Source organism: Bradyrhizobium sp. 170 (assembly GCF_023101085.1).
GTDB lineage: Bacteria > Pseudomonadota > Alphaproteobacteria > Rhizobiales > Xanthobacteraceae > Bradyrhizobium.
Window position 1 is genome coordinate 2,501,949 of sequence record NZ_CP064703.1, and the last position, 26,158, is coordinate 2,528,106.

At 63.4% G+C, this 26,158-nt stretch carries 26 protein-coding genes; 17 read left to right on the forward strand and 9 right to left on the reverse strand.

Annotation, left to right across the window (positions count from 1 at the left end; genetic code table 11):
- Positions 1–77: 77 nt before the first annotated feature.
- A complete protein-coding gene (locus IVB05_RS11670) occupies positions 78–1,001 on the reverse strand; it encodes a LysR family transcriptional regulator (protein WP_247784342.1) in 924 nt (307 codons plus the stop codon).
- A gap of 89 nt (positions 1,002–1,090) precedes the next feature.
- On the opposite strand from IVB05_RS11670, the gene IVB05_RS11675 reads away from it, so the two are divergent.
- Entirely contained in the window at positions 1,091–1,522 is a 432-nt protein-coding gene (locus IVB05_RS11675) for a nuclear transport factor 2 family protein (RefSeq protein ID WP_247784344.1), read from the forward strand.
- Between the two features lie 146 nt (positions 1,523–1,668).
- Here the strand turns inward: IVB05_RS11675 and IVB05_RS11680 are convergent, their stop codons facing one another.
- From IVB05_RS11680 to IVB05_RS11690, 3 genes are all read right to left on the reverse strand, one after another.
- A complete protein-coding gene (locus IVB05_RS11680; protein WP_247784346.1) occupies positions 1,669–2,355 on the reverse strand; it encodes a glutathione S-transferase N-terminal domain-containing protein in 687 nt (228 codons plus the stop codon).
- A 127-nt stretch (positions 2,356–2,482) separates the two neighbouring features.
- Entirely contained in the window at positions 2,483–2,809 is a 327-nt protein-coding gene (locus tag IVB05_RS11685; RefSeq protein ID WP_247784348.1) for a hypothetical protein, read from the reverse strand.
- Between the two features lie 225 nt (positions 2,810–3,034).
- The gene (locus IVB05_RS11690; RefSeq protein WP_247784350.1) at positions 3,035–4,168 is read right to left on the reverse strand and encodes a site-specific DNA-methyltransferase; all 1,134 of its coding nucleotides are present in this window, start codon (positions 4,166–4,168) and stop codon (positions 3,035–3,037) included.
- Between the two features lie 278 nt (positions 4,169–4,446).
- Here IVB05_RS11690 and IVB05_RS11695 point away from each other — a divergent pair, with 278 nt between their 5' ends.
- A complete protein-coding gene (locus IVB05_RS11695; RefSeq protein WP_247784352.1) occupies positions 4,447–5,385 on the forward strand; it encodes a neutral zinc metallopeptidase in 939 nt (312 codons plus the stop codon).
- A 185-nt stretch (positions 5,386–5,570) separates the two neighbouring features.
- Positions 5,571–6,134, forward strand: a complete 564-nt coding sequence (gene moaB, locus IVB05_RS11700) for a molybdenum cofactor biosynthesis protein B (protein WP_247784358.1) — start codon at positions 5,571–5,573, stop codon at positions 6,132–6,134.
- Positions 6,135–6,281: 147 nt separating this feature from the next.
- On the opposite strand, the gene IVB05_RS11705 is transcribed toward moaB, so the two are convergent.
- Both IVB05_RS11705 and IVB05_RS11710 read right to left on the reverse strand, forming a co-directional pair.
- Positions 6,282–7,211 carry a helix-turn-helix domain-containing GNAT family N-acetyltransferase gene (locus tag IVB05_RS11705; protein ID WP_247784360.1) on the reverse strand — a complete coding sequence of 310 codons (930 nt, stop codon included), beginning with the start codon at positions 7,209–7,211 and terminating at the stop codon, positions 6,282–6,284.
- A 152-nt stretch (positions 7,212–7,363) separates the two neighbouring features.
- Positions 7,364–7,936 (reverse strand): glycosyl transferase, encoded by a 573-nt coding sequence (locus IVB05_RS11710; protein ID WP_247784361.1) that lies wholly within the window; start codon positions 7,934–7,936, stop codon positions 7,364–7,366.
- 190 nt (positions 7,937–8,126) lie between these two features.
- On the opposite strand from IVB05_RS11710, the gene IVB05_RS11715 reads away from it, so the two are divergent.
- The 5 genes from IVB05_RS11715 (at position 8,127) to IVB05_RS11735 (ending at position 12,918) form a co-directional block, all read left to right on the forward strand.
- Positions 8,127–9,287, forward strand: coding sequence for a PA0069 family radical SAM protein (locus IVB05_RS11715; RefSeq protein ID WP_247784363.1), 1,161 nt, complete (start codon positions 8,127–8,129; stop codon positions 9,285–9,287).
- A gap of 99 nt (positions 9,288–9,386) precedes the next feature.
- On the forward strand, positions 9,387–9,842 hold the full coding sequence (locus tag IVB05_RS11720; protein ID WP_247784364.1) for a VOC family protein: 456 nt from the start codon (positions 9,387–9,389) through the stop codon (positions 9,840–9,842).
- A complete protein-coding gene (locus IVB05_RS11725) occupies positions 9,808–10,479 on the forward strand; it encodes a GNAT family N-acetyltransferase (protein WP_247784365.1) in 672 nt (223 codons plus the stop codon). The genes IVB05_RS11720 and IVB05_RS11725 overlap by 35 nt, the downstream gene beginning before the upstream one ends.
- A 115-nt stretch (positions 10,480–10,594) precedes the next feature.
- Positions 10,595–11,329, forward strand: a complete 735-nt coding sequence (locus IVB05_RS11730) for a ribonuclease HII (protein ID WP_247786662.1) — start codon at positions 10,595–10,597, stop codon at positions 11,327–11,329.
- Between the two features lie 80 nt (positions 11,330–11,409).
- On the forward strand, positions 11,410–12,918 hold the full coding sequence (locus IVB05_RS11735) for a glycosyltransferase family 39 protein (protein ID WP_247784367.1): 1,509 nt from the start codon (positions 11,410–11,412) through the stop codon (positions 12,916–12,918).
- A gap of 48 nt (positions 12,919–12,966) precedes the next feature.
- Here the strand turns inward: IVB05_RS11735 and IVB05_RS11740 are convergent, their stop codons facing one another.
- Complete coding sequence (locus IVB05_RS11740; protein WP_247786663.1) at positions 12,967–13,803, reverse strand: uracil-DNA glycosylase; 837 nt, start codon at positions 13,801–13,803, stop codon at positions 12,967–12,969.
- Positions 13,804–13,936: 133 nt separating this feature from the next.
- Here IVB05_RS11740 and IVB05_RS11745 point away from each other — a divergent pair, with 133 nt between their 5' ends.
- From IVB05_RS11745 to IVB05_RS11755, 3 genes are all read left to right on the forward strand, one after another.
- Entirely contained in the window at positions 13,937–15,595 is a 1,659-nt protein-coding gene (locus tag IVB05_RS11745; RefSeq protein WP_247784368.1) for an electron transfer flavoprotein-ubiquinone oxidoreductase, read from the forward strand.
- Between the two features lie 262 nt (positions 15,596–15,857).
- On the forward strand, positions 15,858–17,639 hold the full coding sequence (locus tag IVB05_RS11750) for a tetratricopeptide repeat protein (protein ID WP_247784370.1): 1,782 nt from the start codon (positions 15,858–15,860) through the stop codon (positions 17,637–17,639).
- 27 nt (positions 17,640–17,666) lie between these two features.
- Complete coding sequence (locus IVB05_RS11755) at positions 17,667–18,551, forward strand: 4-(cytidine 5'-diphospho)-2-C-methyl-D-erythritol kinase (RefSeq protein WP_247784372.1); 885 nt, start codon at positions 17,667–17,669, stop codon at positions 18,549–18,551.
- Between the two features lie 99 nt (positions 18,552–18,650).
- Here the strand turns inward: IVB05_RS11755 and IVB05_RS11760 are convergent, their stop codons facing one another.
- Together IVB05_RS11760 and IVB05_RS11765 are read right to left on the reverse strand one after the other, a co-directional pair.
- On the reverse strand, positions 18,651–19,280 hold the full coding sequence (locus tag IVB05_RS11760; RefSeq protein WP_247784373.1) for a LysE family translocator: 630 nt from the start codon (positions 19,278–19,280) through the stop codon (positions 18,651–18,653).
- A gap of 112 nt (positions 19,281–19,392) precedes the next feature.
- Complete coding sequence (locus IVB05_RS11765) at positions 19,393–20,400, reverse strand: polyprenyl synthetase family protein (RefSeq protein ID WP_108518510.1); 1,008 nt, start codon at positions 20,398–20,400, stop codon at positions 19,393–19,395.
- A gap of 133 nt (positions 20,401–20,533) precedes the next feature.
- On the opposite strand from IVB05_RS11765, the gene IVB05_RS11770 reads away from it, so the two are divergent.
- The 6 genes from IVB05_RS11770 (at position 20,534) to glyS (ending at position 26,158) form a co-directional block, all read left to right on the forward strand.
- Positions 20,534–20,761, forward strand: coding sequence for a DUF2007 domain-containing protein (locus tag IVB05_RS11770; RefSeq protein ID WP_247784375.1), 228 nt, complete (start codon positions 20,534–20,536; stop codon positions 20,759–20,761).
- Positions 20,754–21,521, forward strand: coding sequence for a methyltransferase (locus IVB05_RS11775; protein WP_247784377.1), 768 nt, complete (start codon positions 20,754–20,756; stop codon positions 21,519–21,521). The genes IVB05_RS11770 and IVB05_RS11775 overlap by 8 nt, the downstream gene beginning before the upstream one ends.
- A 260-nt stretch (positions 21,522–21,781) precedes the next feature.
- Entirely contained in the window at positions 21,782–22,693 is a 912-nt protein-coding gene (locus IVB05_RS11780; RefSeq protein WP_247784379.1) for a S49 family peptidase, read from the forward strand.
- A gap of 120 nt (positions 22,694–22,813) precedes the next feature.
- On the forward strand, positions 22,814–23,005 hold the full coding sequence (locus tag IVB05_RS11785; protein WP_057849531.1) for a hypothetical protein: 192 nt from the start codon (positions 22,814–22,816) through the stop codon (positions 23,003–23,005).
- A 118-nt stretch (positions 23,006–23,123) separates the two neighbouring features.
- Entirely contained in the window at positions 23,124–24,059 is a 936-nt protein-coding gene (locus tag IVB05_RS11790; RefSeq protein ID WP_247520048.1) for a glycine--tRNA ligase subunit alpha, read from the forward strand.
- A complete protein-coding gene (gene glyS / locus IVB05_RS11795; RefSeq protein ID WP_247784383.1) occupies positions 24,059–26,158 on the forward strand; it encodes a glycine--tRNA ligase subunit beta in 2,100 nt (699 codons plus the stop codon). Before IVB05_RS11790 ends, glyS begins: the two co-directional genes overlap by 1 nt.

Sequence of the window (26,158 nt, forward strand, 5' to 3'; positions counted from 1 at the left end):
AGGGTGGGCAGAGCGTAGCGTGCCCACCATCTCTCCATTCGCGCTCGTGACGGTGGGCACGCTTCGCTTTGCCCACCCTACGCAGCCCTCCTTGTGGCGCGCTCCATTTCGCGGCCGATGCCGAGCATGATGTTGCGCAGCCAGATCGAGCCGGGATCCATCTGGGCGCGGGTCGGATAAAACATGAACTGCTCGTCGATCCCTGGATCGAGCGGCGGCGTGATGGTTGAAAGCGACAATTGCCGGGACAGTGCGCCGATCAGGCGGCGCGGCACGAAGGCGACGAGGTCGGTGCGCGCCGTGACGTGCAACGCTTCGATATAGCCGGGCACGACCAGCGCGATCCGCCGCTCGATGCCCCTGGAGCGTAACCAGCCGTCGATCAGGTCCTCGCTCTGGCCGCGGATCACGACCGCGACATGCCGCGCGTCGAGAAAGACTTCGTGGCGTTTCAGCCGCGCGCCGGCGGGGTGACCGCGCCGAACGGCGAGGGCGTCGCTGTCGATGTAAAGCCGTTGCCGGTGAAATCCGGTAAAGGCGTTGCCGATCGAGATCACCATGTCGATGGTGCGGGCGAATTCCGCGGTGAAGATCGCGGGGCCCCGCCACGGCACCACGTCGATCCGGACGTTCGGGGCTTGTTTGGTGATCTTCTCCATCAGCGGCGGCATCAGAAGCTCGACCGCCAGATCCGGCATCATCAGGCGAAACTGACGCTCACTCCTCGCGGCGTCGAACTCGTCGGCGATGAACAGGGAGCGCACCTGGTCGAGCGCCTGCGCCAAAGGCGCGCGCAGCGCCTGGGCCCGCGGCGTCAGTTCCATACGCGCCCCGGTCCGCACCAGCAGCGGATCGCCGATCAGATCGCGCAGCCGCTGCAGCGCGTGGCTCGCCGCCGGCTGCGACAGCCCGATCCGCATCGCGGCGCGGCTCACACTGGCTTCCCTGAGCAGCGCGTCGAGCGCCACCAGCAGATTGAGGTCAAGCGAATTCAAATTCATGGAGTGAATATATATCATACTCATTATCGATTGGAAGAATGACGTTCTGCGCGCGATGATCTGCAGCATAAATCCCAAGGAGAGCCGCCATGAGCGCAGCCGCGAACAAGAAACTAGTGCAGCAGGTCTACACGGATTCCGCCAACCGGAGCGGGACCACCTTCGTCGACAATCTCGCCGAGGACGCGACCTGGATCGTGACCGGCCAATATTCCTGGTCGCACGCATTCAAAGGGCGAGACGCCATCCAGAATGGCCTGATGGGCCACTTCCGCTCGTTCTTCGCCGTGCGGCCGCGCACGGTCGCATTCAACTTCATCGCGGAGGGCGATTATGTCGTGGTCGAAGCCCGCGGCGACAACGTGACCAAGGCAGGCCTTCGCTACGACAATCAATATTGCATGGTCTGGCGCATCGAGGACGGCAAGATCAAGGAGATCAAAGAGTACTGCGATTCTGCGCTGGTCGAGCGGGTGCTTGGGCCATTTCCGGCAGAGCGAAAGCTCGCTGTGGAGGTTTGAGCCAGGGAGTCGCTGCTGAGCTTGCTTGTAGGGTGGGCAAAGCGAAGCGTGCCCACCATTCCTCAAGCCTCAGAGATGCTTCGAAAAGAAAAGGTGGGCACGGTGCAACTGCGCCTTTGCCCACCCTACAAGATTTCTGTGCCTGATCAGGCCGCCTTCACCGACATGTGCTTGAACATGTTGCCGCGCGCCTCGTCGTCCATCTCGGCCTTGAACTTGAAGCTATCCTTCAGCGCGATCGCCTTGGCCGCCGCGGGCCTTGCCATGATCTCGTCGACCAGCCGCTTGACGTTCGGATATTTCGCGACCGCATCCTCACCGAGAACGAAGGGGAGCATGCGGGCCCAGCCCCACACGTCCATGTCGACGATGGTATAGGTGTCGCCGACCATATAGCGGCGGTTGGCGAGGTGGTCGTTGAGAACGCCAAAATGCCGCTGCGCCTCGAACTGGTAGCGGTTATGGGCGTAGTCGATTTTTTCCGGCGCAAAATGCTTGAAGTGGACGGCCTGGCCGGAATATGGGCCGACGCCGGTGGCGACGAACATCAGCCATGACAGCAATTCGGCCCGGTTGGCCGGCGTGTTCGCGGGGAGAAACTTGCCGGTCTTTTCGGCGAGATAGAGCAGGATGGCGTTGCTGTCGAACACCTTGACGCCGTCGTCGTCGATCGCGGGCACCTTGGCGTTCGGATTGATGGCGAGATATTCCGGCTTGAACTGGTCGCCCTTGCGGGTGTCGACGGCGACCGGCTGGTAGGCGATGCCGGCTTCCTCGAGGAAGAGGGCGACCTTGGTCGGGTTGGGCGATCCGTTGAAATAGAATTTGAGCATTCAGAAAGTCTCCCTGGCTCTCGTTGCCGATAAAAATCGGGGCGCGGCGACACTGCCGCGGGCAGGGATGTCCATGCTCAAACTTTGGCGGGAAGCGCAAGCGACGAGTTTGTGAAAGGCCCAGGTGTTACGATACGACCAGGCCAGCTATGCCGGCGACCGCAAGGGCGGCGCCGGAAGCAATCATCACCAACGCAAAGCGAATTTCCGAACGCAAAGCGGTGCGTTGCCCTCTGCGTTCCGATCCTCGCGCATAACCGTGGACGATGATTTGCTCGGTGAAGGTGCTGTTGGCGTCCAGAATGTCGGTCAGGCCGGCGCTGGCGACCAGGATGCCGAGGATGATCAGTCCGGCGGGGCCCAGCAAGCTCAACAGCAGCATTGGAAACACGCCGATCAGGAAGATCGGCAGCAGCGGCAGCACAATGAACGACTCGGAGCCTCGCGTGCGCATGGCAGTAATCTCATTTGGGATAATGAATGTAGCAGGTATCCCCTGAAATAGGGACGAAAAGGCGCATGGCCACCTGCGCGCCTGACACGGCTGCCATGCCGGTTGATCGTGGAAGCTGCGCAGGGGGTAGGCGGAGGTGCATTTCGCGCCATGGCCGCCGTGGCAGCATGGAGGGGCATGTGCACGCCGGAGTGCGTTACCAAGCTTGTGGCGGCGGTGAAGGAGTTACCCCGCCGCCATCCCGGAGCGGATTTCGGCGCGCAGCTCGTCGATCAGCCTGAGGCCGTTCTTGGTCTCGACATGCCAGAAGGTCCAGCCATTGCAGGCGCCGGAGCCTTGGGCCACCGCGCCGATGCGGTGGATCGAGCCGACCTTGTCGCCGAGCATGATGGCGCCGTCGGCGCGAACGAGCGCGCCATGGCGCTTCTTGGAGTCGACCAGCTTGGTGCCGGGCGGAATCATGCCGCGCTCGATCAGTTCGGAGAATGCCACACGGGGGGCGTCGCGCGCGGTCATGAACGGCGCCAGCGTCGCCTCGGGCAGCGGTTCGACCGCCGCGATGCGCGCTTCAGCCGCAGTCGCATAAGTCTTGTCGCGCTCGAAGCCGATGTAGCGGCGGCCGAGACGTTTTGCCACGGCGCCGGTGGTGCCGGTGCCGTTGAAGGGATCGATCACGAGATCGCCGGGTTTTGACGACGACAGCAGCACGCGCGCCAGGAGGCCCTCGGGCTTCTGGGTCGGGTGTACCTTCTTGCCATCGGCGCCCTTGAGGCGCTCTTCGCCGGTGCAGAGCGGGATCAGCCAGTCGGAACGCGCCTGCACGTCCTCGTTGGCGGCCTTCAGCGCTTCGTAATTGAACGTATAGCCCTTGGCCTTCTCGTCGCGCGCCGCCCAGATCATGGTCTCATGGGCATTGGTGAAGCGGCGGCCGCGGAAATTCGGCATCGGATTGGTCTTGCGCCAGACGATATCGTTGAGGACCCAGAAGCCGAGGTCCTGCATGATCGAACCGACGCGGAAAATGTTGTGGTAGGAGCCGATCACCCACAGCGTCGCCGACGGTTTCATGACCCGGCGGCAGGCAAGCAGCCAGGCGCGGGTGAAATCGTCATAGGCGCCAAAGGATGAGAACTTGTCCCAGTCGTCGTTGACGGCATCGACATGGGATTCGTCGGGGCGCTTGAGGTCGCCCTTCAGCTGCAGGTTATACGGCGGATCTGCGAACACCAGATCGACGGAACCAGCCGGAAGCTTCGACATCTCGGCGACGCAATCGCCGACGACGATGCGAGCGCTGGACTCGGACTCAAATTTAGTGCGGGGCGCCCTTGCAGACGCCCCGCGACGCGACTCTACCATGACTCAATTACTCTGACTCAGGCGACGCTGTCGGCGACGCGGGACTAAACAACCGACTGGCGATACATTGACCCGGCAAAGTAAAAATCGACTTAACCAAGAATGCTGCGGGCAAAGATTGCGAAAAGAGATGGCCGAGAGAAATACCAGCAGAGATTGCGGCGGCTTGCGCACTAGGCAATTTTTGCCGGGCGGGTTATTGATTAATGGAATGGAAATTTTACGTGATTGCAGCGTTGGGTATTCGAGCAGACAGCCGGGGATGAGGAAATACCGCCATGCGCTACGATGATTTCCGCCGCAGCGACGACATCGAGGACCGTCGCGACGACGGCGGCGGTGGAATGGGTGGCGGTGGCGGCGGCTTTGGCCTGCCGATGGGCGGTGGCGGGCTTGGCATAGGCACCATCATCGTGCTCGGCCTGGTCGGTTACGCCTTCGGCATCGATCCGCGCATCCTGATCGGCGGCGCCGAAATCCTGACCGGCGGCAACCAGGCGCCGACCTACCAGACCGATCGCAGGTCCGGACCGGCCAAGACCGGTGCGCCGAAGGATGAAGTCGGCAGCATGATCGCTGGCATTCTTGGCGAGATCGATGACCGCTGGAGCGAGATCTTCCAGTCCAGCGGACAGAATTATACCGGACCGCGCATCGTGCTGTTTCGCAACGCCACCAATGGTGGCCGCTGCGGCATGGCGCAGTCGGCGATGGGACCGTTCTACTGCCCGCCGGACAAGCAGATCTTCCTCGACACCAGTTTCTTCCGCGAAGTCGAAACGCGCTTTCGCGGCTGTTCGGGCAATGCCTGCAAATTCACGACGGCCTATATCATCGCGCATGAAGCGGGACATCACATCCAGAACCTGCTCGGCATCCTGCCGCGCGTGCAGCGGCTCCAGCAGCAGGCCGGCAGCAAGGCGGAAGCCAACGCGCTACAGGTCAAGGTCGAGCTGCAGGCGGACTGCCTGTCCGGCGTCTGGGTCAACCGCGAGGAAAAGAAGCGTCCAGGCTTCATCGAAGCCGGCGACATCGACGCGGCATTGAAGACGGCAACCGCGATCGGCGACGACACGCTGCAGCGGCAGTCGACGGGCAGGGTGGTGCCGGACAGCTTCACCCACGGCTCCGCGGCGCAGCGCAAGCAATGGTTCATGACCGGCTATCAGCAGGGCACGGTGCAGGCCTGCAATACGTTTGCTCAGGGTGCGTTGTGACGGTCTCGTGCCCCGGATGCTGCGCAGCACCGAAAGCGCGTTCACGCGCGTCTTCGACGCGCTATGGTGATGCGCTGCTGATCCGGGGCCCATGTTGCGCGACGCTTCTTTGAGTATAGGTCCCGGCTCTGCGGAGCAGCGTATAGGACGCTGCACCGCGTCCGGGACACGAGGGATCCAGTGAAATGTCCTCCATCGATGAATCAAAAGAATTCGTGCCGCTCAACATCGCGGTGCTGACGGTCTCGGACACCCGCTCGCTGGCCGATGACAAATCCGGCGCCACTCTGGCGGAGCGACTGACCGCGGCCGGTCATCTTCTTGCCGCGCGCGAGATCATCGTCGACGACGTCGATGCGATCCGCGTCATCATCAAGCGATGGATCGCCGACGCAGGTGTCGATGCGATCATCACCACCGGCGGCACCGGCTTCACCGGCCGCGATGTGACGCCGGAGGCGGTCGAGCCGCTGTTCGAGAAGCGGATGGATGGCTTTTCCATCGCCTTCCACATGCTGAGCCATGCCAAGATCGGCACCTCGACGGTGCAGAGCCGCGCCACCGCCGGTGTTGCGGGGGCGACTTTCATCTTCTGCCTGCCGGGATCGCCGGGCGCCTGCCGCGATGCGTGGGACGGCATCCTCGCTGCCCAGCTCGATTACCGCACGCGTCCCTGCAATTTCGTCGAGATCATGCCGCGGCTCGACGAACACCTGCGACGGCCTAAAGCCCAGGGCGCTTCGGCCTGACGAAGATTCAGCGTGGCCTAACCAGCCACGACCAGATCGCATGCCACATGTTGCGATACCATTCTTCGCGCAACCCATGTGCACGCTTGATGTAAAAATCCAGGAGGTCCGGCGTGACGCGCCGCGGGGTATCGCGACGCCCCGGCTTCACAGTTCGAGTTCCCAGGTTTCGCCGATCAGGTCTTGGCCGAAACTGCGGTGCGGCTCGGTGGCGACCAGCTTGAACCCGGCCTCCTGATAGATCCTGCGCGCGGCAACCAGAATGCTCTGGGTCCACAGCGTGATCCTGCGATAGCCGCAGGCCTTCGCGAATGCGATGCATTCGCCGACCAGCCGCTGGCCCAACCCCTGTCCGCGCCCGGCCGGGTCGACCAGCAGCAGGCGCAGCTTCGCTACGTCATCTGTATGGCGCACCAGAAATATCGAGCCGACCTGCGCTCCATTGATATCGGCGATCCAGCAACGCTCGCGTGACGCATCGAATGAGGCGAGGAACTTTGCCGCGATTTCCGCGACGAGGCCCTCGAACGAGGAATCGAAACCGTATTCGCGGGCGTAAAACGCGCCGTGGCTCTGCACCACCCACCCCATGTCGCCGGGACGCGGCTCGCGCAGCACCGCAGGCGAAGGCAGGCCGCCGGATTCACCGAGCAGCCGTTCGATCACGGCCATCGCCCCGATCAAGCGCGCTTTGCCGTCGTGCGGCAACGTCGCCAGCATCGCTGCAACTTCGTCCTGCATGCTGCGCTCGAGTTTTGCGAATGTCTGACGGCCCTTGGCGGTCAATGCGAGCCGGTATTGCCGGCGATCGGACGGCAGCGGTTCGCGGGTGATCAATCCGGCTTCATCGAAATTCTGCACGATGCGGCTGAGGTAGCCGGCATCAAGGCCCAGTTCGGCTCCGATCTCCTTTGCCGAGAGATCTTCGCGGTGGGCGAGTTCGTACAGCACCCGCGCCTCGCTCAGCGAGAAGGGGCTTTTCAGGAGCTGCTGGTCCAGCACGCCGAGCTTGCGGGTGTAGAAGCGGTTGAAGGCGCGAACCGCAGCGACTTCTTGTTCGGAATCCAGTTGGGACATGGCATCACCTCAATGATTGCCATTGTCAAATATATAGTTGCTTTTGGCAAGTATATATTGACAGCAGGCATCCTGCGAGACGCGCGAGGCCCGTTCTACTTTGCATGGGGTTGTTTTCGATATTTTGTGTTTGGGCCCGGCGATGTACCGCCCTAGGCGACGACCATGATCCGGCTGCGCAACTGGGTGCGTGAGGCGCGGCCGAGCTGGCGCAACAGCCGCGACTCGGAACGGCGCGAATCCGGCCGGTAGCCGCCAAGCCGCTCATAATGGTCGCGCGCGATCAGAAGTCCCTGTTCCGCCGACGGCCCGGCAATCATGCGGGCGACGAATTTGAAGCCGTCGCGCAGCCGCGTGTCGGCATAGGGCGAGCGGGCATAGCGAAACACCCCCGCGCGCGGTCGGTCGCTGCTCGATACATTCTGGATGAATTGCGCGGTCTCGTCGATCCAGCCGCTGTCGAGCACCGCGCCGGCATGCAGGAACATCAGCCATGGCGAGCGCGCCGCCCGCGCGCCAGCGGCCAGCGCCGCGGCGTGTGTTCCTTCAAACGCCAGAAAGCGGCAGCCGGCCACGTCGGCCACCCGTTCGATCACGCCGTTGCCAGCCCTGTCGACCAGCAACACCTCGCGGATGACGCCGGCTGCGGCTCCCGGCACCAGCGCCGCCAATGTTGCGACGGCGGGCTGTTCTATTCCTTCGGTCGGGATGATCACGCTCAGCATGAATGAGGCTTCGGTGGCTCACACGGGGAAAAACGCTGCACTGTTATCATCTTGTCATAATCAAAGCAGCCGTTTGCGTGCAGTTTTTTGCGGCACCTGGCGCCAATGCCTTTTCCGACGTTTGCGCTTCGTTGTGAATTGTTCTTGTTGATGTTCTTGATTTGTTCTTTCTACGTGCTATGTTCGCTTCATGAGCCGAGCATCCTCTCATGCCCTCAAGCACCCGCCGGTCACGGCGCCCTCCGAACCGGCGGGTGCGACACCTTTTCCGGAGCTTACGGTCGCGATCGAAAGCCAGCGGCGGCGTGGCCGCGGCGCGCAGTCCAACGCCAGCGGCCGGTTCGAGGCCGAGGCGCGGGTCGCCTTCGACGATGGCTGGCAGAGCCTGGACGAACTGCCGCCGTTCAAGACGACGGTATCGCTCGATACCTCGCGCAAGGTCATCACCCGCAACGACTCGCCCGACATCGGCTTCGACCGTTCGATCAATCCCTATCGCGGCTGTGAGCATGGCTGCGTCTACTGCTTCGCGCGGCCGACCCACGCCTTTCTCGGTCTGTCGCCCGGGCTCGATTTCGAATCCAAGTTGCTGGCCAAGCCGGACGCGCCCGAACTGCTCGAGAAGGAACTGGCCGCCTCGGGTTACGAGCCGCGCATGATCGCGATCGGCACCAACACCGATCCCTATCAGCCGATCGAGCGCGAATACAAAATCATGCGCGGCATTCTCGAAGTGCTTGATAGGGCCGGCCATCCCGTCGGCATCGTCACCAAGTCGGCGCTGGTGACGCGCGACATCGATATTCTGCAGCGGATGGCGAAGCGCAATTTGGCCAAGGTCGCCATTTCCGTGACCACGCTCGATCCCAAGCTGGCACGCACCATGGAGCCGCGCGCTTCGACACCGTCGAAGCGGCTGGAGGCGCTCCGGCAATTGTCGGAGGCCGGCATTCCCGCGACCGTCATGGTCGCGCCGGTGATTCCCGCGCTGAACGATTCCGAGATCGAACGTATTCTCGATGCCGCAGCCCATGCCGGCGTCAAGGAAGCAAGCTACGTGCTGCTGCGGCTGCCGCTGGAAGTGCGCGACCTGTTTCGCGAATGGCTGATGGCGAACTATCCCGACCGTTACCGTCACGTCTTCACCCTGATCCGCGACATGCGCGGCGGCCGCGATTACGACTCGCAGTGGGGAACGCGGATGAAGGGCACCGGCCCGATGGCGTGGATGATCGGGCGGCGGTTCGAGATCGCCTGCGAAAAGCTCGGCCTCAACAAGCGCCGCTTGAAATTGACGACCGATCATTTCGTCAAGCCGAAGGGAAGCGGACAGCAACTGAGTTTGTTTTAGGCCGTTGATGTCATTGCGAGCGAAGCGAAGCAATCCATCTTTCCGTGCACGAGGTGACAATGGATTGCTTCGCTTCGCTATGACGAAGGAGTAAGTCGCATGAGTGGAAAATCATCACCGCCAACCCCCCGGTTCACGGTCATCACGCTCGGCGTAACCGACATGCGCGCCAGTATCGCGTTTTACGAAGCGCTCGGCTTTGCCCGAAAAATGCAGGCAACCGGCGAGGCGGTCGCTTTCTTCGACACTGGCGGCACGCTGATCGCGCTATTCCCGTGGGATCAACTCGCCCGCGACGTCACGCTGCCGGATGAGCCGCGGCCGAAAACCTTTCGCGGAACGACACTCGCCTGGAATTGCAGCTCCGTCGAGGAGGTCGACACCGTGCTGGATTTCGCAATTGCCTGCGGCGCGTCGCTATTGAAGCCCGCGCACCAGACCGACTACGGCGGTTACTCCGGCTATTTCGGCGATCCCGACAACCATCCCTGGGAAGTCGTGGTCGCGCCCGGCATCGAGGTTGGCAACGACCGGCGGGTTCATCTGCCGGAATAGAACCCTTGATAGTGGGGCGGTGCCACTTCTATCTGCTGGTGAATTGCCGTATTCAGGCGTGATGGACCAGAAGCCCGCGCCGGTATCGGAAAAGCAGCCGCTCGTCATCTTGACGACGCCGCGCCTGATTCTGCGCGCTGCGGTCGAAGAGGATATATCTACTCTGCAGAACCTGATCCTTGGCGACAGCGATGTGATGCGCTTTGCATTTTCCGGAGCGCCGATGGCAAGGGACGCTGCCGAAGATTTCATCCGGAGATCATTCACCTTCGGCGAAAGCCTCACGGGGATGGCGGTCCTGACTGAAAAGCCCACGGGCGAAGTCATCGGCTTCGCAGGCTTGTCTCCATGCCAAGCGCTGGAGGCCGACGATTTTGAGATCGGATTTGTCCTGGCACGCCGGGTATGGGGCAAGGGGGTCGCAACCGAAATCGGCGAGGCGCAGCTCGTCTTCGGGTTCGAGCAACTCAAATGCGGCAGGTTGCTCGGGCTGGTCGATCCGCGAAATGGGCCGTCCATTCACGCGCTCGAGAAGCTCGGAATGCGCTATCTGGAGGCGATTGCGGACCCCAAGCGCGGAAGCCGGAGCGTTTATGTGATTGAGGCTGGGGAGTGGCGACGGCGGCGCGCTGAATAACGGGAATTGCGCCGGATTCCCGGTTGCGCCCGGGCGCGCACTTCCGCACGATCCCGGCATGATTCGGGACAAGTCCGCCAAGAAAAACGCCAAAAAAACCGATAAGAAGGCCGGCATGGAACAAGCCGAGCCGCTCAAGGGCGTCATCGCGGTCGCGCCGCCGAGCTTTCGCCGCGAGCGGGCGCTGATCAAGCGCGGCGTCTGGCCGGTGGCCGGCTGCGACGAGGCCGGGCGCGGTCCGCTGGCGGGTCCGGTGGTGGCGGCCGCCGTCGTGCTCGATCCCAAGCGAATCCCCAAGGGTATCGACGATTCCAAGCGGCTGACGGCCGAGCGCCGCGAGGAATTGTTCGAGGAGATCTGCGCGACGTCGTCGTTTGCGGTCGCCTTTGCCTCGCCGGCGCGGATCGATCGCGACAATATCCTGCGCGCCTCGCTCTGGGCGCTGGCGCGGGCCGTGCGTGCGCTGCCGGAGATGCCGCAACATGCGTTTGTCGACGGCCGCGACAAGATCGACGTGCCCTGCGACTGCGATGCAGTAATCGGCGGCGACGGCATTGTCATGTCGATTGCAGCCGCCTCGATCATCGCCAAGGTGACGCGCGACCGCCTGATGAGCGCATTGGCGCTGGATTGCCCGGGCTACGGCTTCGAAAACCACAAGGGCTACGCCGTGCCGGAACATCGCGAGGCGCTGGACCGGTTAGGCCCGAGCATCCACCACCGCCGGTTTTTCGCGCCGGTGATCGCCGCGCGGCTGAAACATTACCCCGAGACGGCCCAAGAGACGGTCGAACCCGATCTCTTTACCGTGGACGGAGAGATTACTTCCGAGATTTCAGTCACGATCTGAGGCCGGTTGCCTCGGCGGCTCCTGCGCTCTATCAAACGTCCCTGGGGACAGGGCTGCCCGGCCCGGCATTCGGACGTTTCATGCGCTTCACCTCGCTCGTTGTCGAACTGATCCGCGCCCGGCCGCGCCTGGTGGTCTGGATCGTGGTGCTGGCCCAGGCCGGGCTTTGGCTGATCCTGCCGACGCTGCTCTACCGCAGCCCGCCCGGCGACCTTGCGACCGCGCTGGCCTTCGGACGGGAATACCAGGTCGGAACCTGGCTCGGTCCGCCGCTGGCGTTCTGGCTCGCTGACATTGCTTTCCGAGCTGCCGGCAACAACATGTTCGGCGTCTATCTGCTGGCGCAGGCCTGCGCCGTCGTCACCTTCTGGATCTATTATCAACTGGCCCGCGCGATCGTCGGCGGGCAGCAGGCGGTGCTCGCGGTACTGCTCTCGCTGACGGTGGTGGCGTTCAGCTCGCCCGGTGTCGAGTTCGGCCCGCTGGTGCTGGCGCGCCCGCTATGGGCGCTGCTGTTGCTGCATTCCTGGCAATTGATCGGCCAGAACCGGCGCAATGCGTGGTTCGCCTGGTCGATCGAGGCCGGGCTTTTGCTGCTGACGACGTCAGCCGCGCCCGGAATATTGCTGCTGCTCGCCGGATTTGCCGTTGCCACGGCGCGGGGGCGGCGCGTGCTGATGTCGCTCGATCCGCTCTATGCGCTGCTCGTGATCGCCGTCCTGGTGTTGCCCTATCTGATCTGGCTGCTCCGCGCCGACGCACTCGCCATGCCGCCATGGCCCGCGATCTCCGATTTCGGCGCGCGCGTCCTGCAATGGGGTGGGCTGCTCATCGGCCTGGCGCTGGCGATGTCCGCCATCGTGGTGCTGGCAATCCTCAATTCCGGCTGGTTCGCCCGCAATGCCGGGGAAGCGCCGATTATCTACCGGCCACCGGTCGATCCGCTGGCGCGTGACTTCGTCTATTTCTTCGCCATCGCCCCAGCGCTGCTCGGAAGTTTCCTGGCCGGGCTGTTCAATTTCGACCACGTCGTGGGCGGCGCGGGCGTTGCCTTGCTGATGTCGGGCCTTGCCGTGATCGTGGCGACCGGCGATCTGATTCACCTGCGGCGTCAGCGCGTGTTGCGCACGGTCTGGGCCGCGGCGCTCGCCGCTCCCGCCGTCGCGGTGATCGCGACCACGTTCGTTCTGCCGTGGACCGGCGCTGCCGAAGTGCCGACCGCGCTGCCGGCGAAAGCGATTGCCGCGTTCTTCGGCGACAATTTCGAACGGCGAACCAATCAGCGGCTGCGTGCGGTAGCCGGCGATCCGCAACTGGCGAGTTTCATCGCGATGAGCGCCGGGCGCCCGCATCTGTTGCTCGACGCCACGCCGGAACGAACGCCATGGCTGTCGGCCGCGAAATTCAGCCAGACCGGCGGCGTCGTGGTCTGGCGCGCCTCCGACACGTCAGGCACGCCGCCTCCCGAGATCGCGCAACGCTTTCCGGGCCTGGTGCCGGAAGTGCCGCGCGCCTTCGAATGGATGGTGAACGGCCGCCAGCCGCTGTTGCGCGTCGGCTGGGCCATCGTGCGGCCGAAAGCGCCGTAGTCGGTCCCTCGGCCCATCCTTCGAGACGCGCCCGCTTTTGCGGGCTCCTCAGGATGAGGGAGACGCAGTCTGCTCAAGTGCCTTCGCAATGGCGCGCAGATCCTGCCACGACATCCGCTTGTAGGATGGCGAGCGCAACAGATAGGCCGGATGGAACGTCGCCATGGCGCGGATGGTGCGGGTGCCGGTGTCGTAGTCGAACCATTTGCCGCGGGTCCTCATGATGCCCTCGCGGGTCGACAGCAGCGTTTGTGTCGAGGGATTGCCGAGCGTTACCAGCACGTCCGGATTGACCAACTCGATCTGCCGCTGGATGAAGGGCAGGCAGATTTGCGTCTCCTGCGGCGTGGGCGTCCGGTTGCCGGGCGGCCGCCAGGGGATCACGTTGGCGATGTAGGCCTTGCTGCGGTCGAGCCCGATCGCGGCGATCATCCGATCGAGCAACTTGCCGGAGCGTCCGACAAAGGGCAGGCCCTCGATGTCTTCATCGCGCCCGGGCGCCTCGCCGACGAACATGATGCGGGCTTGCGGGTTGCCGTCGGCGAACACCAGCCGCGTCGCGGTGTTTCGGAGCGCGCAGCCCTCGAAATTTTCCAGGAGCGCCCGCAGCGCTTCCAGCGTCGGCGCCGTGCGCGCCGCCTCGCGCGCCATCACGATGGCCGCTTCCGGCGGGGGCGCTATTTCGCTGCGCGGAACTGCCGGCGTCGCGGCGGGCATTTCCCGCAACGGGCGCGGTGGCGCCGTCTCGCGGACCGGGACGGGGGCTATCGGGGTGTCGGGCTCGCTCAGCCGATCGACCGGCTCTTCCGTCAACGCGCAATCGACCCCGGCCTCCAGATAAAAGGCCAGCAATTGCCGAAGATTAGGCGCGGGTTCGGGGATCAAATCCATTATGCCAATCTAATATGGATCGAGCCGGCGTGAAACGCCTCGCATTGCATTTCCATGGTTGTCCTCCCCGCAAAAATCGGAAACAACGAGCCTTTAGAGCCGTTCTCAATCGGGCTGAGATCAGATCATGAGTGCAGAAGAACTTCCTCCCCGCGAATCCATGGAATTCGACGTCGTGATCGTCGGCGCCGGGCCGTCGGGCCTTGCCGCGGCGATCCGGCTGAAGCAGCTCAATGCCGATCTCAGCATCGTCGTGGTGGAGAAGGGTTCCGAAGTCGGCGCGCATATCCTCTCAGGCGCCGTGATCGATCCGGTGTCCCTCGACAAACTGATCCCGGACTGGCGTGAGGACGCGGATTGTCCGCTGAAGACGCAGGTCAAGGACGATCGTTTCTACTGGACCACCGCAACCAGCGCGATCCGGCTGCCGAACTTCGCCATGCCGCCGCTGATGAACAACCATCACTGCTATATCGGCTCGCTCGGCGATGTATGCCGCTGGCTGGGGCCGAAGGCGGAGGCGCTCGGCGTCGAAATCTATCCGGGCTTTGCCGCCGCCGAGGTACTTTATGACGACAACGGAGCGGTTCGGGGTATCGCGACCGGCGACATGGGCATCGCCAGGGATGGCAGCCTGAAGGATTCTTTCACGCGCGGCATGGAGCTGCTCGGCAAATACACGCTGTTCGCCGAAGGTGCGCGGGGCAGCCTGAGCAAGCAGTTGATCGCGAAATACTCGCTCGACGCCAAGAGTGAGCCGTCGAAATTCGGCATCGGGTTAAAGGAAGTCTGGGAGATCGATCCCGCCAAGCACCAGAAAGGCCTGATCCAGCATTCGTTCGGTTGGCCGCTCAACAATTCGACCGGCGGCGGCTCGTTCCTCTACCACTACGACGACAACAAGGTGGCGGTCGGCTTCGTCGTGCATCTCAACTACGACGACCCATATCTGTCGCCGTTCGACGAATTCCAGCGCTTCAAGACGCATCCTTCGATTCGTACCGTGTTCGAAGGCGGCAAGCGGATTTCCTATGGCGCGCGCGCCATAACCGAGGGCGGCTATCAGTCGGTGCCACGCCTGAGTTTCCCGGGCGGCGCGCTGATCGGCTGCGCGGCTGGCTTCGTCAACGTGCCGCGCATCAAGGGCGTGCACAATGCAATGGGCAGCGGCATGCTCGCCGCCGAACATGTCGCCGCGGCGCTCGGCGCCGGCCGCGCCAATGACGAACTGGTCGAATACGAGAACGCCTGGCGTGATTCCGCCGTCGGCAAGGATCTGCACCGGGTCCGCAACGTCAAGCCGCTGTGGTCGAAGTTCGGCACCATCATCGGCGTCGCGCTAGGCGGCTTCGACATGTGGTGCAACACGCTGGGCTTCTCGCTGTTCGGAACCCAGTCGCATGCCAAGCTCGACCGCTCGACGCTGGATGCGGCGAAGGCGCACACCCCGATCGCCTATCCCAAGCCGGACGGCAAGTTGACTTTCGACAAGTTGTCGTCGGTGTTCCTCTCCAACACCAACCATGAAGAGGACCAGCCGGTTCACCTCAAGGTCGCCGACATGAACCTGCAGAAGGCGTCCGAGCACGATGTCTATGCCGGTCCGTCGAACCGCTATTGCCCGGCCGGCGTCTATGAATGGGTCGAGGAAACCTCGGGTCCGCGCTTCCAGATCAACGCCCAGAACTGCGTCCACTGCAAAACCTGCGACGTGAAGGACCCGAACGGCAATATCACCTGGGTTCCGCCCGAGGGCGGCGGCGGGCCCAACTACCAGGGTATGTAGCGAGGCGTAGACCACGATTGCGTGAGCTGGAGGAGGGTGATACCGCCTCCGGCCACGATACCGCCATAGTAAAAGCGTTTCCGGGTTGGGCTGGCTAAATCGAAGCCTCAAGGGCCTAATCTGCCAATCGATTCGCCAACCCGTATCCTTGCGGTTGAGGGCCAAAAGCGGCATTGTCGCTGCCCGAGATGCCGCCGCTTGGGTTTGCATTCGAGACCGATCGTAACGATCCCGCCATACATCCTGGAGCAAGGCGAACGTGATGCTTTCCACTCGTATGAATCGTTGGACCTTCGCCGCAATTACTCTCGCCGCACTGGCCGCACCGGCTGCGGTTTTGGCCCAGACGCCCGAACACACGGGCGATAACGCCGCGCAATTCCCGAGCAAGGCCGATCTGAAATCGCTGACGACGTCCGGCAGCTATCTGGCCGCGCGCCACGCCAGCGTCGAGCGCGACGCGGCTTCAGCCGCGGCGTTCTATCGCTCCGCGCTGCGCACCGATCCGAAGAACAACGAACTTTTGGACCGCGCCTTCATCTCCTCGCTGGCCGATGGCGACATCGACGAAGCGGTCAAGCTCGCTGATCGCATCCTGACGATGGACAAGGCGAACCGCGTCGCGCGGCTGGTGGTCGGCGTCCGCGACCTCAAGCAGAAGAAATATCCCGCCGCGCAGCTCAACATCAACCAGTCGATCCGCGGACCGATTACCGACCTGGTGGCGACGCTGCTGTCGGGATGGGCGAGCTACGGCGCGGGCGATGCCAAGGCGGCGGTTGCAGGTATCGACAAGCTGACCGGCCCCGAATGGTATCCGATCTTCAAGGATCTCCACACCGGGATGATCCTGGAAATATCGGGCAAGGACAAGGATGCCGGCACGCGGTTCGAGCGCGCCTACAAGCTCGACGATTCGATGCTGCGCGTGTCCGACGCCTATGCGCGCTGGTTGTCGCGCAACAAGGACGGCGCGGCGGCGGCCGGCATTTACGAGGCGTTCGACAAGAAGCTGCCGCGGCATCCGCTGGTGCAGGAAGGGCTGCGTGACACCCGGGCCGGCAAAAAGATGTCGCCGCTGGTCGATTCGGCGCAGGCCGGCGCAGCCGAGGCGCTGTACGGCATCGGCGCCACGCTGACCCGCCGCGGCGGCGAGGATCTGGCGCTGGTCTATCTGCAGCTTGCGCTCTACCTGCAGCCCAATCATCCGCTGGCGCTGCTGTCGCTCGCCGATCTCTATGAGTCCGTGAAGAAGCCTCAGATGGCGATCAAGGTCTACGAGCGCATGCCGGCCAGTTCGCCGCTCAAGCGCAATGCGCAGATCCAGCTTGCCACCAATCTCGACGCCGCCGACCGCAGCGAAGAGGCGATCAAGATCCTGAAAGGCGTCACTGGGGAAGCGCCGAAAGATATCGAGGCCATCATGGCGCTCGGCAACATCGAGCGCGGCCGAAAGAAATTCAACGATTGCGCCAACACCTATTCGCTGGCGATCGATGCGATGCCCGGGGTGACCGATAAGAACACCTGGGTCACCTATTATTATCGTGGCATTTGCGAGGAACGTTCCAAGCAGTGGAACAAGGCCGAGGTCGACATGCGCAAGGCGCTGGAGCTGCAGCCCGAGCAGCCGCATGTGCTGAACTATCTCGGCTATTCCTGGATCGATCAGGGCATCAACCTCGACGAAGGCATGAAGATGATCAGGCGCGCCGTCGATCAGCGCCCCGACGACGGCTACATCGTGGATTCGCTGGGCTGGGCGTTTTACCGGATCGGTAATTTTGAAGACGCGGTGAAGAATCTCGAGCGCGCGATCGATCTCAAGCCCGAGGATCCGACCATCAACGACCATCTCGGCGATGCCTATTGGCGCGTCGGGCGGACGCTGGAAGCCAAATTCCAGTGGGCCCATGCCCGCGACCTCAAGCCCGAGGCGGAAGAATTGCCGAAGATCGAGGCCAAGATTGCCAACGGTCTGCCCGACGACACTTCTTCTGCGGCTTCCGCCGACAAGAAGAAAGAAGACGGCAAGGGCGGTTGAGGCAAGGACTTTGGGGGCTGTTCGGCAATGCCGGTATTGAGTGACGAGGCTCGCGCCAAGGTCAACCTGACCTTGCGGGTGAATGGCCGCCGTGCAGACGGGTTTCACGATCTCGAAAGCGTGGTGGCGTTTGCCGATTGCGCCGACCGGCTGACGCTGACGCCGGGCCCGGATATGGATTTGAAGATGTCAGGACCGTTGGCGCAGGCTTGCGGCGAGACGTCGGACAATCTGGTGCTCAAGGCCGCGCGCCTGCTGGCCGAGCGCGTAACAAATATGAAGACCGGCAGCTTCTCGCTCGACAAGGTCTTGCCGGTGGCGGCCGGAATCGGTGGTGGTTCGGCCGATGCCGCGGCGGCGTTGCGGCTGCTTTCGCAATTGAACGGGCTCGCGCTCGACGATCCCCGCATCATCGAGGTCGCGGAACTGACCGGCGCCGACGTGCCGGTCTGCGTCAACTCACGCGGCTGTGTCATGACCGGCGTCGGTGAAACCCTGCAGCCGCTGAACTTGCCGAAAATGCCCTGCGTGATGGTCAATCCGGGCGTTCCCGTCGCGACCAAAGACGTCTTCAACGCACTCGGCTTGCGCAATGGCGAATTGCTGGTCGGCGCCACCGACGTGCTGCTGCAGGACCGCTGGCCCGACGGGGCGGCATCGCTCGAAGACTGGGTTGAAGCGCTCGCCGCCAGTTCCAACGATCTGGAAGCGCCGGCCATGCGCGTCCAGCCCGTGATCGGACAAGTGATCTCGGCGCTCAATGCGACCAACGGCGCCTGGCTGGCGCGGATGTCCGGATCTGGCGCCACCTGCTTTGCGATCTACGAGAACACCGCCGAAGCCGGCCGCGCGGCGGAGCAAATCCGGCGCGATCACCCCGGATGGTGGGTGCATTCGGGAACGCTGAGCTAGGCCGATTTCGTAGGGTGGGCAAAGCGAAGCGTGCCCACCATTCCTGGCGGAGTGTTGATGGTGGGCACGGCGCAAGCGCGCCTTTGCCCACCCTACGGCCTAGCTCGCCGGCCGCCGCGCCAGCGCAAGCGAAATACCGAGGCCTGCGATGAACAGCCCCGAGCCCTGCCGCAATCGTTGAAGCAAATTCGGATTGCGCGTGAGGCCGGCGCGCGCCGTGGCGGCCATCATCACCACGACGACATCGACCAGTGTGTTTAGCGCCACCGAGATCAGGCCGAGCGCCATGAACTGGAGTGCGATGTAGCCGCCGGCCGGGTCGAGGAATTGCGGAATGAAGGCAAGAAAGAACGCCGCGGTCTTTGGATTCAGCGCTTCGACGAGCACGCCTTCCCGGAACACCCGTTGCGTACCGACAGCGATAGCCTGTGGCGGCAAGAGATCGCGCGCCTCGCGAAACGTCTTGAGGCCAAGCCAGACCAGATAGAGCGCGCCGGCGAATTTGAGCACGGTGAACAGCTCGGCGCTGGCGAGGATGATCGCCGAGACGCCAAGCCCGCCCGCGATCACATGCACGAGCCCGCCGAGTGCAGTCCCAAATGTCGACGCGATGCCGGCTCGCTTGCCGCCCGACAGCGTCCTCGCGGCAACGTAAAAGATTCCCGGACCGGGGACCGCAGCAATGACAAGCGCGGCCAGGAGAAACAATGTGAAATTGGTGCCGTTCAATGCGACGTCTTTCGTAGGATGGGTAGAGCGAAGCGAAACCCATCAATTGTCGTCAACGGCATGAATGATGGGTATCGCTTCGCTCCACCCCATCCTACGCACTGACTTCCGCTCAATGCGACCGCGCCAGACAAAACGCCACGACCTGCTCGAGCGCGGTCTTCATCGGCGAGGCCGGAAACAGCGCCAGCGCGTCGACGGCCATCGCGCCGTAATGCTGGGCGCGGCTGATCGTGTCTTCCAGCGCGCGATGTTTGGTCATCAACCCGATGGCGTGATCGAGGTCGCTGTCGCCGATCTCGCCGCGCTCCAGCGCCTTGACCCAGAACTTGCGTTCGCTGTCATTGCCGCGGCGGAACGCCAGCACCACCGGCAGCGTGATTTTGCCCTCGCGGAAATCGTCGCCGATATTCTTGCCGAGTTTCGCGGCCTTGCCGCCATAGTCCAGCACGTCGTCGACGAGCTGGAACGCGATGCCGAGATTCATGCCGACCGAGCGACAGGCGGTCTGCTCGGCCTTCGGCCGGTTGGCGATCACGGGCCCGACTTCGCAGGCTGCGGCGAACAGTTCGGCCGTCTTGCCCCGGATGACCGCGAGGTATTCGTCCTCGGTGGTCGCGGTGTTCTTGGCCGCCGCAAGCTGCATCACTTCGCCTTCGGCGATGGTGGCCGCGGCGGAGGAGAGGATGTCGAGCGCGCGCAGCGAGCCGACCTCGACCATCATGCGAAAAGCCTGGCCGAGCAGGAAGTCGCCGACCAGCACGCTGGCTTCATTGCCCCACAGCATCCGCGCCGACAGCTTGCCGCGGCGCAGTTCGCTCTCGTCGACCACGTCGTCATGCAGCAGCGTCGCGGTGTGCATGAATTCGACAGAAGCCGCGAGCTTGATATGGCCGTCGCCGGAATAGCCGGTGAGGTTTGCCATCGCCAGCGTCAGCATCGGGCGGAGACGTTTGCCGCCCGACGAGATCAGGTGGTTGGCGACTTCCGGAATCATGGTGACTTCCGACCCCGTCCGCGACAGGATCGTGGCGTTGACCCGCTCCATGTCGGCGGCGACGAGCCCGACCAGCGCGTCGATCGAAGCGTTCGGGCTTTCGAAGGGTACAATAACCGCCACGCGGGTCTCCAATTTTGGCCAATTCGCACTATCCTTGTTCTACAATAGAAAGTGCCGGCTAAGGCGGCAAGGGCACGAAGCGGTTGACAGGCCCGATGCCATCGCCGCACCCGGGCGAAAAGGAGTGCGTCACGTGCGGGAATTGGTCAGGACCAACGATATCGTGCTGGTTTCCGCAGTCGGCGCGCTGCTCGACGGCGCCAATATCCATCATCTGGTGCTGGACCAGAACATGAGCGTCATCGAGGGATCGCTCGGCATCCTGCCCCGCCGCATCCTGGTTCACGAGGACGACAATCGCGCGGCCCGCGAGTTGCTGGCCGAGGCGGGCCTGGCTCACGAATTGCGCCCCGATGACTGACCCCGTCCTCGAATTTACCGAGGACGCGTTTCTCGGCGGGCAATTGCGTCTGAAGCAACTGAAATCGGGACATCGCGCCGGTCACGACGCCGTGCTGCTGGCGGCAGCAACGCCAGCCCGTTCGGGCGACCGCGTGGCCGATCTCGGCGCCGGCGTCGGGGTCGCGGGCCTGGCGGTTGCCAGGCGCGTGACCGGCATCGATCTGGTCCTGGTCGAGATCGATGCGGCGCTGGCGGGGCTTGCGCGCGCCAATGCGGATGCGAATGCGATTCACGCTGACGTGATCGTGCTCGACGTGGAAGCCGATGCCACAACCTTTGCCGCTGCCGGACTCGTTCCGGACAGCATCGATGCGGTGCTGATGAACCCGCCCTTCAACGATCCCGCGCGGCATCGCGTCTCGCCGGACACGGCGCGCGGGATCGCGCATATGGCGACCGCAACGACGCTCTCGAAATGGGTTCACGCGGCGCGGCGCATTCTCAAGTCGAGGGGAGCGCTGACGCTGATCTGGCGCGCTGATGGAATTGCCGAGGTGCTCTCGGCGCTCGATCACGGTTTCGGGAGCTTGCAGGTCCAGCCGATTCATGGCGAGCCGCAGGCGCCTGCCAATCGCATCCTGGTTCGCGCCACCAAGGGTGGGCGGGCGCCGACGCAAATCCTTCCCGCCCTGATGCTCAGTGAAGAGCCAGGCGTACCCAATAAAAGGGTGCAGGAGATTCTGGCCGGGAAGGGGAGCTTGCCGCTCGCCAACCCGTAAAGGTGGCTCGTACGCCGAATTCCCGGAACAGGACGCTATTGCGGAAGCGTCTCTGACTGTTGTTTGGGCGCCGATGTAAAGTGGATCGCGGCCAGAAGGCTGCCGATGAGCATTATCAGCAGGTAGATTTTCATGTCAGTCTCCGCTGCGCCATTGCAGCTTTAACGTCTGCAATGCAAAAGGCGTTCCGGCCCAAAAAGGCGTTTCGGCCTTTGCAATGACAGTGGCGCGATAAAAAATGGTTAATTCGAGGTAACGGCATGAGTGAACAAATAAGTGATCGCGCGGGATTGCCGAACCTCATTGACAGGGTGAAGCAACTCATTCCGGCAAAATTCCGGCGCGATGCCGCTGTCGTTCCGGTGGTGCGACTGTCGGGCGTCATCGGTGCGGTGACGCCGTTACGGCCGGGCCTGACGCTGGCGGGCATCGCCAAGACGCTCGAACGCGCCTTCGCCACCAAGCACGCCAAGGCGGTGGCGCTGGTGATCAATTCGCCCGGCGGCTCGCCGGTGCAATCGCGCCAGATCTATTTGCGGATCAGGCAGCTTGCCGCGGAAAAGAAGCTGCCGGTGCTGGTGTTCGTCGAGGACGTCGCGGCATCCGGCGGCTACATGATCGCCTGCGCGGGCGACGAGATATTCTGCGATCCGTCCTCGATCCTCGGCTCAATCGGCGTGGTCGGCGGCAGTTTCGGTTTTCAGAACTTGATCAAGAAAATTGGCGTCGAGCGGCGGCTTTATACGGCGGGCGAGCACAAGGCGATGCTCGACCCGTTCCTGCCGGAAGACCCCGATGACGTGGCGCGCCTGAAGGCGCTTCAGCGCGAGATCCACGCCATCTTCATCGCGCTGGTCAAAGGCAGCCGCGGTGCGCGGCTCAAGGGAGCCGAGGATGTCCTGTTCACCGGCGAGTACTGGGCGGGCGAGAAGGCCGTGTCGCTGGGCCTTGCGGACAAGATCGGCGATATCAGGTCGACGCTGCGCGAGCGCTTTGGCGAGAAAGTGCTGACGCCCGTCATCGCGCCCGCAAGCGGGATGCTGGCCGGGCTGTTGGGCCGGAAGTCGCCGGGGGCGGGTTCGCTGGCCGCCTTCGACGGTATCGGAGGGCTGCCGGATGACCTGATTTCGGCGCTCGAAACTCGGGCGATTTGGGCCAAATTCGGGTTCTAGAAATCAACTGCAGGTCATCGAGCCGCGCCATTTAGTCCCAAAAGCGGAATTGCGGCGCAGGCCGGCTTGGGCGACAATGCACCCATTGGGGGCTGACACGTGAACGACAAGGATCGACCGATGCCGCCGCTGATCGCATTCGCGGGTGCCCTGGGTGGGCTCGCCGTGGTCCGATGGGCCTACAAGACCGCCGTCCGCATCAACAGGGAGCTGGAAGAGGCGCGCCTGGCGCGCGTCACCGAGGCCGCCCAGACGGCCGATATTCCGACCCTGCGCCGCGACCCCGTCACCGGAGCTTATCGGCCGGGCTAGAACAGGCGCTTAGCGCCCACTGGGCGGTGCCATACCACCGGCACCGCCTTGATTCCCTGCCGCCGCGTCGATACGGTCCCGCGCTTCTTAATCCCCCTTCGCGAGACCGATTCTGCCGATGGACGCACTTCCTGCCCATATGCGCCCGGAACGTTCGTTCCAGGGCTTCATCCTCGCCCTGCAACGGTTTTGGGCGGAGCAGGGCTGCGTGATCCTGCAGCCCTACGACATGGAAATGGGCGCGGGCACCTTCCATCCCGCGACGACGCTGCGCGCGCTCGGTCCGAAGCGCTGGAACGCGGCCTATGTGCAGCCCTCGCGGCGGCCCAAGGACGGTCGTTACGGCGAAAATCCCAACCGGATGCAGCACTATTATCAGTTTCAGGTGATCATGAAGCCGTCGCCGCCGAACCTTCAGGACCTGTACCTGAAGTCGCTCGCGGCCATCGGCATCGATTCCAGCCTGCACGACATCCGCTTTGTCGAGGACGATTGGGAGAGCCCGACGCTCGGCGCATGGGGGCTGGGCTGGGAGTGCTGGTGCGACGGCATGGAAGTCAGCCAGTTCACTTATTTTCAGCAGGTCGCGGGCGTCGAATGCGCGCCCGTTGCCGGCGAACTCACCTATGGGCTCGAGCGTCTTGCGATGTATGTGCAGGGTGTCGATCGCGTCTACGATCTCAACTTCAACGGCCGCGACGGTGCCGACAAGGTCACCTATGGCGACGTCTTCCTGCAGGCCGAGCAGGAATATTCGCGGCACAATTTCGAATATGCCGACACCACGATGCTGTTCGAGCAATTCAAAATGGCCGAGGACGCGTGCAAAAAGTATCTCGCCGCCGGGTGGCGCGAGGGCGGCAACCAGAAAGAACATCTGATGGCGCTGCCGGCCTATGACCAGTGCATCAAGGCGAGCCACGTCTTCAACCTGCTCGACGCCCGCGGCGTGATCTCGGTGACCGAGCGGCAGAGCTACATCATGCGCGTGCGCGAACTGGCAAAGGCCTGCGGCGACGCCTGGGTTCACACCGAAGCGGGCAGGGCGGTCTGATGCCTGATCTTCTGCTGGAGCTGTTTTCCGAAGAAATCCCCGCGCGCATGCAGGCGAAGGCGGCGGACGATTTGCGCCGCATGGTCACCGACAAGCTCGTCGCCGAGGGCCTGGTTTACGAAGGCGCAAAAGCGTTCGCGACGCCGCGGCGGCTGGCGCTGACCGTGCACGGCATCCCGGCGCGGCAATCCGACCTGAAGGAAGAACGCCGCGGCCCGCGCGTCGGCGGCGCCGATGCGGCGATCCAGGGATTCTTGAAGGCTACGGGTCTCGCCCGGATCGAAGACGCCAAGATCCAGACCGACCCGAAGAAGGGCGACTTCTACATCGCGCTGATCGAAAAGCCGGGACGTGCCACCCTCGACGTGCTCGCCGAGATTCTGCCGGTCATCATCAGGACTTTCCCATGGCCGAAATCGATGCGCTGGGGCGAACGTTCGGCCAAATCAGGCTCGCTCTCCTGGGTGCGGCCGCTGCATTCGATCATCGCGACTTTTGGGCCGGAGACCGAAGAGCCCGACGTGGTGAAGTTTTCCGTCGATGGCATCGAGGCCGGGCAGACCACGTTCGGCCACAGATTCATGGCGCCGGCTGCGATCTCCGTGCGCCGCTTCGAGGATTACGAAGCCAAGCTGAAGGCCGCAAAAGTCGTGCTCGATCCGCAGGCGCGCAAGGACATCATCCTCGCGGACGCCAAGCAATTGGCATTCGCGCAAGGCTTTGAGCTGGTCGAGGACCAGGTGCTGCTGGACGAGGTCGCCGGTCTCGTCGAGTGGCCGGTCGCGCTGATGGGATCGTTCGACGAGGAGTATCTCACGATCCCGGGCGAGGTGATCCGCGCCACCATCCGAAACAACCAGAAATGCTTTGTCGTCAGCGATCCCAAGACGGGCAAACTGATCAACAAGTTCATCCTCACCGCCAACATCGAAGCCACGGACGGCGGCAAGACCATCATCGGCGGCAACGAACGCGTGATCCGCGCGCGGCTGTCGGACGCGAAATTCTTCTACGAAACCGACCTGAAGACGAAGCTCGAAGCCCGCCTGCCGAAGTTCGAGCAGATCGTGTTTCACGAACAGCTGGGCACGCAGGCCGAACGGATCAAGCGCATCGAACGGCTGGCCGCCGAGATCGCGCCGCTGGTCGGCGCTGACGTCGAAAAGGCCAAGCGCGCCGCGCATCTGGCGAAAGCTGATTTGCTCACCGAAGTCGTCGGCGAGTTCCCAGAGCTGCAAGGCTTGATGGGGAAGTACTACGCGCAAGCCCAGGGCGAAGATGCCTCCGTCGCCGCCGCAAGCGAGGAGCATTACAAGCCGCAAGGGCCCGCTGATCGTGTTCCCACTGATCCCGTGAGCGTGGCGGTCGCGCTGGCCGACAAGATCGATACGCTGGCCGGATTCTGGGCGATCGACGAGAAGCCGACCGGAAGCAAGGATCCCTATGCGCTGCGGCGAGCGGCGCTGGGCGTCATCAGGCTGATCGTCGAGAATACGCTTCGGCTGCCGATCTTGAACGTGGCGAAGTCGTCCATGGTTGGTTTGCCGGCAACGGGCGACGCTCAGAAACTTCCGGGCGATCTCCTCTCCTTCTTCGCCGACCGCCTGAAAGTCCAGCTTCGCGACCAGGGCGCGCGTCACGACCTCGTCGATGCCGTGTTCTCGCTCGGCGGCCAGGACGATCTGCTGCTGGTGGTGCGCCGCGTCGAGGCGCTCGGAAAGTTCCTTGACACCGACGACGGCAAGAACCTGCTTGCAGGGACCAAGCGGGCGAGTAACATCCTTGCGATCGAGGAGAAAAAGGACAAGCGCACGTTTGACGGCGCCCCGGATGCCGGGCTTTACAACTTGCCTGAGGAAAAGGCTCTCGCCAGCGCGATCGATCAGGTCAAGAGCGAGGCCAGAGCCGCGGTACAGAAGGAAGATTTCGCCACCGCAATGAGCGCGATGGCCAAGCTGCGTCCGGCAGTCGATGCGTTCTTCGACAAGGTCAAGGTCAATGACGATGAACCCAAGGTGCGCGAGAACCGACTAAAGCTTCTGAACGAGATCCGCGCGGCGACCCGCGCGGTTGCGGATTTTTCGAAGATCGAAGGCTAG

Coding starts and splice junctions, on each gene's coding strand:
- IVB05_RS11720 (WP_247784364.1), top strand. CDS start 9,387: ATGAGTGGAAAATCATCACCGCCAACCCCCCGGTTCACGGTCATCACG.
- IVB05_RS11745 (WP_247784368.1), top strand. CDS start 13,937: ATGAGTGCAGAAGAACTTCCTCCCCGCGAATCCATGGAATTCGACGTC.
- IVB05_RS11790 (WP_247520048.1), top strand. CDS start 23,124: ATGGACGCACTTCCTGCCCATATGCGCCCGGAACGTTCGTTCCAGGGC.
- IVB05_RS11735 (WP_247784367.1), top strand. CDS start 11,410: ATGCGCTTCACCTCGCTCGTTGTCGAACTGATCCGCGCCCGGCCGCGC.
- IVB05_RS11685 (WP_247784348.1), bottom strand. CDS start 2,809: ATGCGCACGCGAGGCTCCGAGTCGTTCATTGTGCTGCCGCTGCTGCCG.
- IVB05_RS11690 (WP_247784350.1), bottom strand. CDS start 4,168: ATGGTAGAGTCGCGTCGCGGGGCGTCTGCAAGGGCGCCCCGCACTAAA.
- IVB05_RS11680 (WP_247784346.1), bottom strand. CDS start 2,355: ATGCTCAAATTCTATTTCAACGGATCGCCCAACCCGACCAAGGTCGCC.
- IVB05_RS11750 (WP_247784370.1), top strand. CDS start 15,858: ATGCTTTCCACTCGTATGAATCGTTGGACCTTCGCCGCAATTACTCTC.
- IVB05_RS11710 (WP_247784361.1), bottom strand. CDS start 7,936: ATGCTGAGCGTGATCATCCCGACCGAAGGAATAGAACAGCCCGCCGTC.
- IVB05_RS11675 (WP_247784344.1), top strand. CDS start 1,091: ATGAGCGCAGCCGCGAACAAGAAACTAGTGCAGCAGGTCTACACGGAT.
- IVB05_RS11780 (WP_247784379.1), top strand. CDS start 21,782: ATGAGTGAACAAATAAGTGATCGCGCGGGATTGCCGAACCTCATTGAC.
- IVB05_RS11695 (WP_247784352.1), top strand. CDS start 4,447: ATGCGCTACGATGATTTCCGCCGCAGCGACGACATCGAGGACCGTCGC.
- IVB05_RS11715 (WP_247784363.1), top strand. CDS start 8,127: ATGAGCCGAGCATCCTCTCATGCCCTCAAGCACCCGCCGGTCACGGCG.
- IVB05_RS11670 (WP_247784342.1), bottom strand. CDS start 1,001: ATGAATTTGAATTCGCTTGACCTCAATCTGCTGGTGGCGCTCGACGCG.
- glyS (WP_247784383.1), top strand. CDS start 24,059: ATGCCTGATCTTCTGCTGGAGCTGTTTTCCGAAGAAATCCCCGCGCGC.
- IVB05_RS11705 (WP_247784360.1), bottom strand. CDS start 7,211: ATGTCCCAACTGGATTCCGAACAAGAAGTCGCTGCGGTTCGCGCCTTC.
- IVB05_RS11755 (WP_247784372.1), top strand. CDS start 17,667: ATGCCGGTATTGAGTGACGAGGCTCGCGCCAAGGTCAACCTGACCTTG.
- IVB05_RS11785 (WP_057849531.1), top strand. CDS start 22,814: ATGCCGCCGCTGATCGCATTCGCGGGTGCCCTGGGTGGGCTCGCCGTG.
- IVB05_RS11775 (WP_247784377.1), top strand. CDS start 20,754: ATGACTGACCCCGTCCTCGAATTTACCGAGGACGCGTTTCTCGGCGGG.
- IVB05_RS11730 (WP_247786662.1), top strand. CDS start 10,595: ATGGAACAAGCCGAGCCGCTCAAGGGCGTCATCGCGGTCGCGCCGCCG.
- moaB (WP_247784358.1), top strand. CDS start 5,571: ATGTCCTCCATCGATGAATCAAAAGAATTCGTGCCGCTCAACATCGCG.